Annotated in this window: 17 protein-coding genes; all 17 read right to left on the reverse strand. The window is 54.8% G+C overall.

Annotated elements, in window-relative coordinates; translation table 11 throughout:
• Window position 1: 1 nt before the first annotated feature.
• Window positions 2-319, reverse strand: coding sequence for a hypothetical protein (locus METH11B_RS0101635; protein WP_026600482.1), 318 nt, complete (start codon window positions 317-319; stop codon window positions 2-4).
• Window positions 309-2,282, reverse strand: a complete 1,974-nt coding sequence (gene traC / locus METH11B_RS0101640) for a type IV secretion system protein TraC (RefSeq protein ID WP_026600483.1) — start codon at window positions 2,280-2,282, stop codon at window positions 309-311. The genes METH11B_RS0101635 and traC overlap by 11 nt, the downstream gene beginning before the upstream one ends.
• Window positions 2,283-2,350: 68 nt before the next feature.
• Entirely contained in the window at window positions 2,351-2,524 is a 174-nt protein-coding gene (locus METH11B_RS29340; protein WP_197026922.1) for a hypothetical protein, read from the reverse strand.
• The gene (locus METH11B_RS0101650) at window positions 2,488-3,111 is read right to left on the reverse strand and encodes a DNA adenine methylase (RefSeq protein WP_026600484.1); all 624 of its coding nucleotides are present in this window, start codon (window positions 3,109-3,111) and stop codon (window positions 2,488-2,490) included. Before METH11B_RS0101650 ends, METH11B_RS29340 begins: the two co-directional genes overlap by 37 nt.
• Window positions 3,062-3,268, reverse strand: coding sequence for a Com family DNA-binding transcriptional regulator (locus METH11B_RS30080; RefSeq protein WP_081733727.1), 207 nt, complete (start codon window positions 3,266-3,268; stop codon window positions 3,062-3,064). The genes METH11B_RS0101650 and METH11B_RS30080 overlap by 50 nt, the downstream gene beginning before the upstream one ends.
• Window positions 3,269-3,395: 127 nt before the next feature.
• On the reverse strand, window positions 3,396-3,947 hold the full coding sequence (locus METH11B_RS0101655; RefSeq protein ID WP_026600485.1) for a DUF4376 domain-containing protein: 552 nt from the start codon (window positions 3,945-3,947) through the stop codon (window positions 3,396-3,398).
• Between the two features lie 2 nt (window positions 3,948-3,949).
• Window positions 3,950-4,789, reverse strand: coding sequence for a hypothetical protein (locus METH11B_RS0101660; RefSeq protein ID WP_026600486.1), 840 nt, complete (start codon window positions 4,787-4,789; stop codon window positions 3,950-3,952).
• Window positions 4,782-5,357 (reverse strand): hypothetical protein, encoded by a 576-nt coding sequence (locus METH11B_RS0101665; protein WP_026600487.1) that lies wholly within the window; start codon window positions 5,355-5,357, stop codon window positions 4,782-4,784. The genes METH11B_RS0101660 and METH11B_RS0101665 overlap by 8 nt, the downstream gene beginning before the upstream one ends.
• Window positions 5,357-6,403, reverse strand: coding sequence for a baseplate J/gp47 family protein (locus METH11B_RS0101670; RefSeq protein WP_026600488.1), 1,047 nt, complete (start codon window positions 6,401-6,403; stop codon window positions 5,357-5,359). The genes METH11B_RS0101665 and METH11B_RS0101670 overlap by 1 nt, the downstream gene beginning before the upstream one ends.
• A complete protein-coding gene (locus tag METH11B_RS0101675; protein WP_026600489.1) occupies window positions 6,400-6,795 on the reverse strand; it encodes a phage GP46 family protein in 396 nt (131 codons plus the stop codon). The genes METH11B_RS0101670 and METH11B_RS0101675 overlap by 4 nt, the downstream gene beginning before the upstream one ends.
• Before the next feature lie 7 nt (window positions 6,796-6,802).
• Complete coding sequence (locus tag METH11B_RS0101680; RefSeq protein ID WP_026600490.1) at window positions 6,803-7,267, reverse strand: phage baseplate assembly protein domain-containing protein; 465 nt, start codon at window positions 7,265-7,267, stop codon at window positions 6,803-6,805.
• Window positions 7,248-8,297, reverse strand: a complete 1,050-nt coding sequence (locus METH11B_RS0101685) for a phage baseplate assembly protein (protein WP_026600491.1) — start codon at window positions 8,295-8,297, stop codon at window positions 7,248-7,250. Before METH11B_RS0101685 ends, METH11B_RS0101680 begins: the two co-directional genes overlap by 20 nt.
• Window positions 8,290-9,456, reverse strand: coding sequence for a DNA circularization protein (locus tag METH11B_RS0101690; RefSeq protein WP_026600492.1), 1,167 nt, complete (start codon window positions 9,454-9,456; stop codon window positions 8,290-8,292). The genes METH11B_RS0101685 and METH11B_RS0101690 overlap by 8 nt, the downstream gene beginning before the upstream one ends.
• Entirely contained in the window at window positions 9,456-11,420 is a 1,965-nt protein-coding gene (locus tag METH11B_RS26000) for a phage tail tape measure protein (RefSeq protein ID WP_026600493.1), read from the reverse strand. Before METH11B_RS26000 ends, METH11B_RS0101690 begins: the two co-directional genes overlap by 1 nt.
• A 224-nt stretch (window positions 11,421-11,644) precedes the next feature.
• A complete protein-coding gene (locus METH11B_RS26005; protein ID WP_026600494.1) occupies window positions 11,645-11,947 on the reverse strand; it encodes a phage tail assembly protein in 303 nt (100 codons plus the stop codon).
• A 5-nt stretch (window positions 11,948-11,952) separates the two neighbouring features.
• Window positions 11,953-13,440 (reverse strand): hypothetical protein, encoded by a 1,488-nt coding sequence (locus METH11B_RS0101710; protein WP_155931055.1) that lies wholly within the window; start codon window positions 13,438-13,440, stop codon window positions 11,953-11,955.
• 188 nt (window positions 13,441-13,628) lie between these two features.
• Window positions 13,629-13,991 carry a phage tail tube protein gene (locus METH11B_RS0101715; RefSeq protein WP_026600496.1) on the reverse strand — a complete coding sequence of 121 codons (363 nt, stop codon included), beginning with the start codon at window positions 13,989-13,991 and terminating at the stop codon, window positions 13,629-13,631.
• Between the last annotated feature and the right edge of the window lie 6 nt (window positions 13,992-13,997).

Consider the following 13,997-nt stretch of genomic DNA (forward strand, 5'->3'; position numbering starts at 1 on the left):
CTCACCGTCCTTGCGCTTGAATGTATAAATCACTGGGCGCAGCGACCACGGCAGTCGAATCGATCACCAGATAACCGGCATCACTGAGTTTTTTGGCTTGGCCTTGCCAGTCGTCAACCATCTTGGCCATTTGATCCTGTGTGGCATTCGGCGGTATTGACTGAATCAGCTTGGCCCTGTCCAGGATGAATACCGGTGTTACGAGATTGAGTCGAGCAATCGGTTGTTGCAGCTGCTGATGCGCGGCAAACCAGCCGCCTAGGGTGCCTAAACTGGCGGCAATCAACACCATGCTCAGCCATTGTGATTTAACGTCCATGGCTGACCTCCCGGGGTTTGGTTTGTCGACTGTCGAGTAGTTGTTGAATGGCATCGCCTAAGCTCAAGCCTTGCCGACGCAGCTGCTTGAGTGCCTGCACATCTTCGGGTTTGGTGGAAAACAAGATGCGCTTGAAGGGGTCGACGATCAGGCGGCCGATGCCGGAACCCATCTCGGTGATGAAGAAAATTTCCGAATAGGCACCGGGCAAGGTATGCACGGTTTTTAGCAGTTCATAGCCGCCGTCCGACAACGGCAAACGTCGATCCTGCTTCATGCCTTCAATGACTTCGGCTTTTTGGCCCAATAAATACATATTGGCCGAGTTCTCGACAATGGCTCGGCCAGCTGCATTGCGGTATAAATCGTTCACAGACTGTGTAATAGTCACCGCCGCACCGCCGTATTTACGAAATCGCCGGTAACCGTGCTCCATGAACTTGGCCACATCACCTTCGGTGAGCAAATCCCAGGCTTCGTCAATGATGACGATCTTGGGTCGATTGCGTTCGCCCAGATACATTTCCTGCTGGATCTGGTAGATCAGTTGCAGCAGAACGACCTGCTGCAGATGCTTGCGGCCCTTGAGCTCCTCCAATTCCAGCACGGTAAAGTCGCTGGCGAATTTAGCGTTGTTACGGCCATTGAAGTAGCGGCCGTATTCGCCTTTGGTAGTGAACGGAAACAACTGCTCGCCGACATCCTTCAAACGCTGATCGGCTTCATTGCACAAGTGTTTGGCAATGTCGTCGACCGACATCGACTGCGATTTCTCGGTCCACAGTTGCTTCAAAATCCGCTTCAGACCCGCAGTTTGAAAGTCAGTGAGTTTCTCGGTCGGCGCCGCCATCTGGCTGACCAATCCGGCTAACATGTCGGCTTCTTCCTCGAAGTTCTGCACGATTTCAAATGGGTTCATGCAGATGCCGGAGCCGTGGGTGAATTTGACGAAATCGCCTTCCAGCACTTCACACAGGTTTTCGTAAGAGCGGCCAACATCAATGGCCCAGATTTGCGAGCCTTCGGTCAGGTAGCTGACGATGATCTCGTTGGTCAGGAAGGATTTGCCTTTACCGGATTCGGCGGCGATACACAGGTTGTAGTTGCCAGTGGTATCGAACAGCGACACAGCCATGTGTTCGCCGTTACGGGAGACGAAATTCAAGGTCGGCGTCCCGGTGCCGGCCCAATCACCGAACAGCGGTAATAACGGAATCGCATGGCGCGTGGCCAAGGTGCGATAACGTTTCAGGTCGGCAATCGCTGAACGCTCCGGCCCAAAGGGTAAACAGTTCAGGAAAAACGGCAGGCAGAAATACTTGTCTTCCAAAAGCTGAAAGCCCAATTCCCGAAAATACACCCGAGCATTGGACACCGCTGCGGCTTCTTCCTGTTCGTCGCAAAACAGCAAGACGCCGAAATACGCCCGAATCGGCCGGTCGCCATCACGATAGGCGTCGAACAACACGTCGAAATGGAGTTTGCGTTGTACCAGTGCCGGCAAAAACCGGGCGATTGGCGTATTGACCTGGTTGGTAATGAATTGCCGCACGCCTTCTTGCCGGGTGCGGGTCGATTCGGCATCCGGGTAATGCAGGGTCAAACTGAGCAAGGTGTTTTGACGAATGCCGCGGGTGCCGGACAAAATGTCGCCCAGATAACTCTTGGCGCTGCCGAAGTAAAAATGATCCGGTGTGCGTTTGGCGGATAAGGTCTTAACGCGTTTTTGTCCTAGCCAAATGCCTTTTTCGTCGGTCCGAATCGCATTGTCGAAATCCAGCAATTGATCCCGTATCAATTGGGTAGGATCGCACTCAGGTACCACCCGGTCTTTCCAGCCGGCATCGGGCTGCCAGTTGAGCAGCGTGTTCAGGATGCGTACATACTGATCGGCACCCAATACCTCCGGATACAAGCCAATGGTCGACAACGACTGAGTAAAGCGCGTTTGAATTCCGGACAAAAAGCGTTTGAATTCCGGACGGGGAATAAACGCATATTTGGCTTGAATTCAGGACACGCAATAAACACTCAATAATTCCTAATTATCAGCTCGCGAGCGGGCTTTCTCCGGCCGCCGCCACCGACGGTATAATCGATGTCGACAGACTCGATAATCAGCTCGCGAAACACCTCGCGCATTTCCGGAATATCATTGACCGAGACAATCATCTTGCCCTTGATAGACTTAGCCAGACCGGCCATCTTTTCATACTCATCAAACGCAAACCCAACACCATAACCCTCTGTCTCCCAATAGGGTGGATCAAGGTAAAAAGGGTATGAGGCCGATCATAACGCCTAATGCAATCATCCCAGGTCACGTGCTCAATATAGGCCCGCGACAACCGCAAGTGCGCAGCCGACAACTCCTCTTCAATCCGCAGCAAATTCAACCGAGGAGCACTGGTAGTTGCGGTGCCAAAGGTTTGATTAGCCACCTTACCGCCAAAGGCTAGCTTTTGCAGATAGTAAAACCTCGCGGCACGCTGAATGTCTGTCAACGTTTCAGGCGGAGACTCACGCAACCAAGCATAAATCTGTCGACTAACCAAAGCCCATTTAAACTGCCTTACAAACTCCTCCAAATGATGTTTAACCACCCTGTAAAGGTTCACCAATTCGCCGTTGATGTCATTCAATACTTCGACATCGGACGGTTGTTTCATAAAAAACAAAGCCGCGCCGCCGGCAAACGGCTCGACGTAGCATTCGTGATCGGGAAACAAAGGCAGAATAGTCTTAGCCAGGCGGCGTTTTCCGCCCACCCATGGAATAATTGGTTTTGACATGAGGCACCTCATTACATGGCGCTCGAGGCGCGCTAGTGAGAGGCTCAACGGCCTTCAAATCATTCAGCGTTCCGCACCGGGAACATTTAATAGCCAAGCGAATAAACTCTGCCTCAGCCAATTTTCTACCGCAACAACCGCAACGTACAATTTCCATAAAAAGCCACTTTGAACTAGGCTTGACACGCTGTGTACACGGCGCGGTGCCAAGGCCAGAAGCAGCTCGCTCTGCGGATGGTGGCCGGCGATGGTGTTAGCGCACCATCGCCGGTCGCACCGTTTAATCACTCACCGAACACAGCTGGCCAGTTGGACAATACGTCATAATTCGATAAATCGGCAGCCGTTTGGATAGCAGCCTTATGCGCCTGACTAGCTGCAAACACCATGGCCTGTTGCAGCCCCGCGCTACTCACCAAATCAAACGCCACTTGCACGGTAATCGTCACGGACGATCCATCCATGGTGGACCACTGCACTGGTTGTCCACCAATCGTGATGTCATCGTTCATAGTGCCGCCGGCCGACAACACATCACGCGCTTTGTCTTTCAGGCCTAAATGCTGAGTCAGACTAAATTCATCCGAATGAAACCACTTGGCAACACCGCCAATTTGCACCGGAAACCCGGACCGCCAAAGTCGTGCCCGTTCGATGTCTACAGACGCAAACAATTGATCTCGTATAATCGACATTGACAACGGCTGCGGCAAAAACAGCCCACCAACAAACTGATCGCCAATATTTGCCGTATTGGATTCCACAAATCCGCCAATAGCGGCCTCGGATTCCACGACGTTAACTACCACCCCATTATTAATTTCAGCCAGCCTCATTGCTACTCCACCCATTCCGCTATAAACAATCCCGCCGAACCATTTCCACCGCCGCTGCCTAGCCCTATGCCGGCACCGCCGCCAGCGCCAAACCCGCTTGCATCGCTGCCCACTCCGACGCCTGTTTGCCCGCCGATACCCGCAACACCAAATGGCGTTGAACCACCATTTGGACCCACACCAATTGACACCGATGACACCGCAAAACCAAGGGCAGGAGCAATCTGAAATATATTTTTATGAGGCAGCGCCAGCGCAGCTGCATTCGCCACGCCTTGGAGCTGCCCGCCGTTGATCACTGCTGTTGTCGTGCCTAGGCCGCCAATGCCACCGCCAGCTGAATAAACTACACCGTTTATTGTTATCGTGGTGGCAATACCGGTGCCACCATTGGCCCCAGGTCCGCCGCCTGCGCCAGCCGCACCAATCACCACCGCGTAATTGGTATTAGGCTGTAGGCCGGCGATTAGGAACTCGATAGCAGCACCCGCACCGCCGCCCTGAGCCAAGGTAAATGCGGCATCCGATCCGCCACCGCCACCGCCACCACCAACCAGAGTCAGTTTAATAACCGTTGAGGGGGTAATGTTGGCTGACGTTAAAAAATTGCCGCTGCTAGTAATCTTAATCAGCTTTGGTTGCTTAAGTATTTTGATGGCTTGCCGCAATTGAGTATTGTCCACTTTAGACAATACCAAGCCGGCGGACAGCACCACCTCAACAATCTCCCCTTGCACCGCATTAAGCCAATCATCTGTCAATTCGGTCGGTGCGCGATTTATCAACGCATCTTCGGAAACAAACTGGTTGCCGATATGCCCCGCGCCGTCAATCTTATGCATAACTCACCTCTCCACCGCTGCCGGTGATGTCTTCAAACCATAAAAATACGTGCGCCTGCTTAAACTCGGCCAACGCATCCCACAATACTTTCGAATCGACCACCGACCGGTAATAACGCACGCGCAGAATATACCGGCCTCGATGCCCCCAGCACCTATCGCCGACATGACTACCCACGCGCAGCGGCCGGGTAACTAAATGATCCACCTGCACCAAATCCACCGGGAATGTCGTAGCCGGACCAGCTGCACTCCAGCAGCGGTCGCCAACGTGACTGCCAACCGCCAGCATTTTTCGCGGCATCGTCTCGCTCACGCCAGCAATGGCCTCATTAGCTACACGTCGATATTCGCTGATATGCCAGCTGCTAATCTTGGGCCGGTGGGTTTCGATAGCGTTGTCCAATACAAGCTGGGTCGCCGCTTCAACACGCGCCAATTCAGATGCCATGCCAACCAACAAGTCATGACCCAGCCCACCCACCGGCCAGCGCCAGGCCGCGCCAGGCGGCAACAGGCCCTGTTCCGCAGCGGCGAATTCGTCATCCGTGTGCAGAGTAATTTGCATTACGCCCACACCACCGGTTGCAATACAAACACCTCGCCGGCGCCGATGGCGATATCCGCGAGCGGCGCAATCCGGGTGTACTGGGTCGTTACGGTGGCAATTGCCGCATCGATCTCCGCCATGGCTAACAACGACGTCTCGCTGGACTCGGCCAGCACCAATGCCGACAGCGCCGCCGTGATGGCGTTACGGTTATCAACCGTGTCGTAGCCTGGCAGCAAATCAATCGATATTGTCACGGCATGTACTAGCGGCGCAGCCACTGACCAATCCGCTGTCGCCGGAGCTATATCGGTTAAATACGCCGACAACGCAGCCAGCACAGCCGGCGACGGCAGACGATTTAATAAACCGTTACAAATAGGCCGAACAATCACCGTGCCCAGACCAAGCGTCTGGGGCTGAACCAATGCGGTCGTAATAGAAGGATGGGCAGACTTGGCCCAATAGCGATAATCGTCCGGCTTGCCGGAACGAGCGCCACGCGTCACCATCGTGCGCCATTCATCCGCCACCCGTGCCCGCCAGCTTTCTACGGTCTCTTGTTCCGCGCCGCCGGTTAGGCCGCCAACGGCAACTGTCAATGTGCCGGATATACCAGGAACCGGGTCGACCAAAGTCAAAGTCTGTGCGGCCAACATATTGCCGGCGCTGCCGGCCGTATTACAGCGCGCCGATACCGGCGTGGAGCCGGCGCCCAGCGTTACCGCAGCCAACACTGTGTAATCCAGGCCATTCTGGCCGCGCAGCACGGTCTCGGCCAGCAAACTGGTACCGACGGTACCGGTCGCTAACACATTACCGGTTGCCGCAGTGGCACCCAGGCGATCCACACCGTATAGGGCTGCCCAGTCATATAAGCGTTCCAGTTCGCACGTCAGCGGCGAGCACTGCTTATCGATCCACTCCAAATTGCCATGCTGAGCGTGACACGCCCGCGCCCACATCGCCGCCAACGGCCCACGCAGCACCGCCGGCACGGCTGCCAGATCGGTTTCGATGCGGGCTTTTAATTCGACATACGAGGGGCGGACATAATCGGTCACAGGGGTACACTCATATTAAAGGTGCGACCATTATGCAAACCGGTGATGATCATAAACACACTGGAAACGTTTCCAGCGCCGGCCTGCTCACTTACGGATACTTCTGTAAGGCCATGATCGAGCAAGGCTTGCTCAACCATCGATAACGCCTCGCGCCTGGCCGCATCGCTAAGGCCTTGGTAACGCACATGCCACAGGCCGGTGCCGGCTTCCGGATCGGCCCACCAGCCCCGGCGCTCATAGCGATCAGGCACGCGGCTGGCCGGCGCTTCCGCATCGGTAAACAACACGGCATACACCAGGGTTTCAATCGCCGCCTGCGCATCGTTCAGCGCTGGATCATCAAATTGCAGATCGAATACGCCGATATCGATTTGGACTAGTTTCAACATAAATTCCTCAGTGCGGCTCGCCAGTATTGCCGCTACCCGGCTGAACGTTATTGTGCAAATGATGCCGCACCGAAATACCGCCTACGATGACGTCGCCATCCGGTACCCGCATATTAGGAACATTACTGATCGTCAAATCATGCCCGCCGCCATCGATTGCAATGCCATTGCGACCCAACTTGATAACGTGGCCGATATCGTCATGCAACGCCACTTCGCCCGCTTGCAACTCCAGCTGGTAGCGCTTATCTCCAACCACCAACGCCACGCCATAGGAGCGGTCGCCGCCTGGAAATGCCAAATACACCTGTGCGCCGGGTTGTGGGCGATAACTAAACCCATACGGTTCAACTCTCGCCAGGTTGCCCAACACCTCGCCATCCAACACCTTGGCTTGCACCCGATCAGGCCCAATCAACGTCGCCACGCCGTGGGCAAACAAGAGCTGCAACCTAGCCCAAATCTGTTGCATAAATCACCTTATCCTGGGCTTTGTTAGCTTTATGTTTGGCGCCTTTCTTAGCCTTGCCGCCAGTCTTTTCTTCACCGATAAACGCTTCGCGCTTCATCACCGTCAACCGGGTCATGCTGCCGCGCTGGTCGTCCAGGGTAAAAGCGCGATCACCGATTAAATACACGCCGTCGATATCGCGCATGGGAATAATCACTCGCACTTGGGTATTGATGTCCCACACGCCGCCGGCATGCGTCCAGCCGTACACCTCCAGATCGATACGATGGGCGCGGGCCAGACGGCGGTTGCGTTCCAATGTCGCCCGCCGGTCGCAACCGCCCAGGCCTTGACCGGTCTTGTCGGCCAGGATATGCAACGGACGAAAATAATTGATGCCGCTGTCTTTTACCGCGCCCTTCAATGCCTGATCAGTGGCGTAGTCATAGCCTTTAACCAGATAATCGGAAAAGCGCAGCTTGTGCTCGTTAACCACATCAAACGACTCGATATGCTCGCCATATACCAGCGTGGCCACGGGTGCTGCGTCGGTGGGCTTGGTTAGAATCACACCGCCGTCCGGCGTGGGGTATAACAGCAAATTGGCGGCGCGGGCGGCATTGATTAGGGCATTGGACGGCGACTCGCATTGCATCGCAAAATCGGGCACTACGGCGGTGTCGGCATCGATCTTCACAGGCACGTTAAACGTGCTGCAAAGCTGCTTCACAATCTCGCCGAGTTTTAATCCGGATAAGGTTTTCGAGTATTGGCAATCGACCAACTCGCGACCCAACGAACGCGCATCAATGGCAATACTGTGGCTGTTGGCATCGACATGTTCATGGTCGATATCGGAACGGATTGTGGCCACCACGGTTTCGCCGATTAACACTTCGATCTTGGTGTTGGCATCTATACCCAACGCCTCGCCGCTGCCGGGCCGCGTCACAGCCAGATTAACCGAGGCTGCCAGATCGTCAACCGAGGCACTGATATGCACGTTTTGCCAGTACGCATAGCGCTGGCCGTTGAAACGGATCTCAACCATACACCCGCCCACGCACAAATAACGGATGCCGCACGCCGTTGCGCGCTAAAAACACATCCTCATCAATCTGTAGCCGATGCGCCAACACTGTAGATGGCAAATACCCGACCAAGTCGCGCACTTGCTGCGGCTGTAAGTCCTGCGCCATCACCGCTTCCACCAGCGCAGTGCGGGCTGTGACAGCCGCTTGAAACACCGCATCCGGCAAGGTGGGTAGCAAGGTATCGTAAGCCGTATCAATCGCCACCAGCGCTGCCGTGCGGTCCACTTCGGCCCGATAATCCACCAGCGCCACTTGCATCGCAGCCGCCAAAAACAAACGGCTTTGCAACGCCGCATCGCGGGCCAAATTGCCGCGCACGGCGCTATCGGTCGCGGCCACGCCGCTTAAATTGCTGTACGCGGTATTAGTCGACAGCGACACCAAGCGGGATACCAAGCGGGGCCGGTCGGTATCGGCCAAGCCGGCATCGTCCGCGCCCAAGCCGATGGCATTACTCAAGCCGCGAAAAGCATTGGCATAGCTGCCAGGAATGGCTGCCAGCGTACCCAGATCGCCTTTGATGCCGGATACCAAGCCCAGCAGCTGGCTAGACCACGTCAGCGGCAAGGTGGCAAAGCTGATCGCTTGCCGCACAAATTCCAGCTTGCCTTGCACTTGCGCAACAAACGCCGACAAGCCGCCGGCACTCATCGGCAACAGACTAAAATCGGCGACCACCGCACCGGCAAAAGCGTCGATGCTGCTGGCGGCGATATCGACTTGATCAGGCGTCGCTTCCGGCGGCTTATCGCCACCCGCTACCCAACTAATCGATACCGTGCAAAAACCGTTCTGGTCATTACTCTCGCGCCGTGACCAGCTAACAGGCACCACCCAAATCCGGCCTAACCAGGGATGCAACAACCAGTCGGCGCCGGGCTGGTTCAGCACTTTTATCAGTTCAACCGCTTCCCGGTCGTAATCGTTGCCGATGAAATAGGCGTTCAGCTGATAATCGCCTGCCTTGCCGCCCATGTCTTCAACCACCGGCTCTTCGGCACCGGGAAATTCATGCACGGCTTTTCTGCGGCCGCCCTTAGCATCATGGCTATCGGTCAAAAACTCGATGTCACGCCAGCGCGCATTGCTCCAGCGGTCGCGATAGGATTCGGCCATCAGGGCGCTCCGTTAAACAAGTTGCCGGTGTTGCCCTTGGTGGTGACGCTGACGCCATCCGACTTGGATTTTTGCTTAACCATAAAGCCGGGCGTGGTGGACTCCACCGTTAAGTGCACTTCGGATGCCGGGCCAGGCTTATTGAATAAATCAAACAGCGCAGTACCCGCCGTATCGTCTTTATTGCCAGTCAACTTTCGCACAACCTCATCAACGAGCGGCGTAACCGTGTTTGTGCCAAATTCATAACCGGCCACCGCAGCGGAAATAAGGCCAGCCGCAGAAACCAATTTTGAAGACGCCATCGTTGCCGCGCCAGCTAAACCACCAGTACCAGCGGCACCGCCGAGCGCAATCGAAAGCGCCCCAGCCGCAGAGGTAGCAGCTAACATAGGAGGCCCCACACCGAGGACAGCGGAACTTAAATCTGGGAATCTTTGTGATAAATCGCTAAAACCCTCGGCAACCCGGCCAATGATTGGCGTCAAGTTATCCATAGCGTTCTTTTGTGCGATAGCCGCTTGCTGCTGGGCTTCCCTGACTTTAAACATCGGCGAATCTGTCATAACCGACTGATCTTTATCGATCTCGCCGCCGGTCCTCACATCATTAGCTTTGACCTCGTTGACAACCTTAGTTACAAACTCACGATTGTTCATGTACGACAGAAAACCCATCAGGGCCTGCCGGTCTTGAATCAACTTGCCGATACCAGCGCCTTCCGCGATTTTTGCCATGCTTTCAAGCGCAGCCGTTCTTTCTTCACTATTCTTGCCACTCTTAAGCTTTTTTTGCAGGCTTTGGTAGTTTGTGTTTTTAGCCACACTCTTATCGAGCAACTCGACAAACGCATCAATACCGTCAACACCTTGCCCGCGCCGCTTTTGCAAATGCCCGCTCAGATCGATGCCTAGCTGCTTTTGCACATCCTTGGCGCTATCAGCGGAATTGAGCTTCTGAAGCATATTGACGACGTTATTGCCGGCTTCGTCCTTTGTGCCGGCATTGAGGATAGCGCCTTGATTGATCCCCACTAGCTTTGCAAAACCGGCCTTACCCGAAATGCCGGCTGCTCCAGCGGCTGCCATTTGTTGCGGCAACCATTTGGACATATTTTCCAGTTCGAAATTACCGGCCTTGCCACCGGCATGTGCCATATTAAGAATATTTGCGAAGTCGTCTGGAGCAATACCAAACCCCTTGATCGCCTTGATGCCTATTTCAGCGAGATTGGTAGCGCTGGCACGCGATGCGTTTTGCCCTCTCATCAACGATGGCAACATTTTCATTGCGTCAGCTGGACCGACAGCCCCCGAATTAATCAGAGTTTCCAAGGCGCCGGCGGCGTCTTCCCGCGTACCTCCCTCTTTGATGGAGGAATTAATAGATTCTTCTAACTGTTTGGCACCTATTAAACGGCCAGATTTATCACGCTCCCGAAACGCAGCATTAGACATATAGCGCAGGCGTTCATCCATGGTCATCGCATGCATTATCGGCGCTTGAAACGCATACCCGCCAGCGACCAAACCAGCGCCCACGGCCACACCGGTTCTAATCCGCCCCTGTGCCGTTTCAAAGTCCTTCGCGGCTTTGGCAGCGCGTTGTTGCTCCGCTGTCAGCTTGCCCATTTCATTGGTCAGCTTGGTAATCTTTTGCCGGGTCTTTTCGGCGGCGCGGGTGAGTTGGTCTTGGCTGAGTGTGCCGGATGCGGCCAGGCGTTTATAAGCCGCTTCGGTTTGTTGAATTTCGCGTTGAATTTTTTGCTCGGAGCGCATGCCCAGCGTTTCGCGGGCCAGGGATAGCCGCTCGAAGGAGGTGCGCTGCCGGCTGTTGGAACGCTCGACAGCGCTTTCGGTTTGCTTGGTGACTCTATCGACGTGGGCGGTGAATTTGTCGAGTCCGGCGCTTGCGCCTTTATCGACGAACTTTAGTCGTAATTCGGCCTCGGCGGCATTGGACATAAAAAAACTCCGGTCACGGGATGTAACCGAAGTTTATAGAGGTGGGTGCAAGGTGGTCAGGCTGGAAATGTTTCCAGAGACTACCGCGTCAGATTCTTTTAATTATTCGAACTTCCTGCCATCCATCGCCGCCGCCACCTTGGCCCACATAAACAACTCGGCCAGCGGCAAGGCTTTGGCAATGGGAAGCGGTTGATTCAACACCTTAGTCACCAACGCCACAGCTATGACGATGCGTCCGACTTTTTTTCCAGGTCGCGCTCCGCATCGTCCGGCTTGGGGAACGCTGCCAGCTCATCAGCCAGCATCATATCGGTCGCGATCTTTTCAGCCCGGAGATAATCCGGCCCGCGCAGCTGCTCGATCAACGCTTCGTCGGTGCCGGTTAAACTCGCGATTAGCGACACCCGCTGCGCCACACCGCCGCGCTTGTCGTAGGACAGGTAGTCTGCGGCGGTGGTGTAGTCGCGGAATTTGAGTTCGGTGACTTGGGTTTTGCCAAATTTTATGGGATTTAATAGTTTCATAATAATTACCCAACAATTTGCAGACCGGCATAGTGCACGGTTTGTTCAGAGCCTGAGTTGTTCGCATTGCCAACCGATGTAAATGGCGCGGACGACTGCAACAGCGACCCGCCGATATTACGGATAGTATTATTTGGGGTTGGGTCACAGTAAAAAGGAAAACTAGACCATACCAACTCTTGCCCTTCCAGCAAGCCTGGCGCGTTTCGCCAACCCAGCTGATTATCCGGAGGAAGATCTGACGGGGCGGACCCGCCACCAGTCCCTGCACCGACACCGGCAAAACTGCCACCGGTGACGCGGATTTGCCTTTCCATTGATGAAATATTAAGAGCCTTGTGGACAGTGACATGCTCAAAATACCTCAACACCGACACGCCGGGGACCAAAAGGGTTGATGCTTGCAACGTGGATGTCAAACCGGCATGGTCGCTCACTGCGGCAGCTGATGTCGGGTATATCGACACTAATGGCTCGATCTTGCCCAGCGTATCGACCACATCCGTGACATTGATTTGGCTATTAGCCCCGAACGCATTGCGCTGCCAACCCCGGTGCGTAGTCGATGCACCGGCGGCCACATTAGTACCGCCCGCAACAGCGGTGCCAGTCGTCGCCTCGAACGTGGAATTTTCGGCTAGATTCAATAGCGACAAGTGCGACACGTTGGCGGGAGGTGCAAATACCAGCTTGCCGCTAGCCTCTACAGCATCGCGAGTCGCTATCGCGCACAGCGCCTGCCCCCTTGCATTGCGATGTAATCCATTCCCGCCAGCGGCATCGGCATGTCGGTTAAACAGTGAGTATACTTTGCCATTTGCGTGACCGGTTAGCGCCACCGCCTCTGCATCCGATGCATAGCCCAACGGCCACGGGTATCCAGATGCTTGAGCAGTATTGCGGTACAGGTCTGAGGTATTCACGGCAATAATGTCCGTATTTTTGATGCCCTCTGATAGCACTAGGTCGCGCACTTTGTACCAGTTTGCGCTTTTGTTAGGCGTGTTGATATACGTAGATGGAGACGGCGAATGCAGGATTGGAGTGATGCCCGAATCGATCGCTTTGGACTGAATGCGCAGCCACGTACGCCAAATTGCTTGCCAATGTCCTGCAACATCACTGGCATTAAGATCGTTGATCCACGGATCGAATACACAAAATACCGCCGCGCCATCCGCTAGTTGTATAGCGCGACGGAATAACACATCGCATGCAGCATCAATGACGTTAATCAGCGTTTGCCCGCTAGCGCCATATATGCCGTTGGTGAACTTGCTGGTAGACAACGGCGTAATTTGAGCAGCCGGAATGTCGCACAGCAAATAATCAAATGTACATAACGTTAGCGCGTTGAAATACAACAGATGACTGACCGCAGTGACGCCCGCATTAGTAGACCCACCGGCAGTCACATTGCCGGACGTCGCGCTGTAAAACGCATCAATGGTCGGAGAGTCCTGCGCTATAAAGCTGTGGCCTATTGCAATCAAAATAGGCCGCTTATTAGCCCCAGTCTCGCCTGCTAGCGGACGCAATAAACCATTTGCACAAACAAAATCTATATTATTAATCCTCACCAGTCCATTGCCGTACCTTACAGCCCCGCCGTCCGCATCAAAGTCGGCCCGGCTGTCGTATTCCCAAACTCCCCTCGCGACTCGCTTACCCATACCGCCCCCTACGCAATCCGCTCAGATATATTGCTCATAATGGTGATCTTGCTTTCACCATCGCCAAAACCTACCGGTTCCGTGACGAACGCTTCGCTCATCATGTACACGTGGCCGTCTTGCAGACGGATGATTACGTCTTCACCGGCCACCGCGTTCAACGCATCCATATCGATACCGCTTTGCAGGTTGATATTTAGCTCCAGCGAGGCCGGCTTGCTGGCCGTGATGTAACCGCCGTCGGTAGGCAGGCGGCCGGCTTTGTGCTGACGCGTCAAGCCAGATGGGGTAAACGTGCCGGGGTTTTCCCCCAGCGGCAACTTTCCGATAGACGGCACCGACACGGTGCGGATGTTGTTTAATTGGGCCATGTGTCA

The sequence above is a fragment of the Methylomonas sp. 11b genome (genome assembly GCF_000515215.1).
GTDB lineage: Bacteria > Pseudomonadota > Gammaproteobacteria > Methylococcales > Methylomonadaceae > Methylomonas.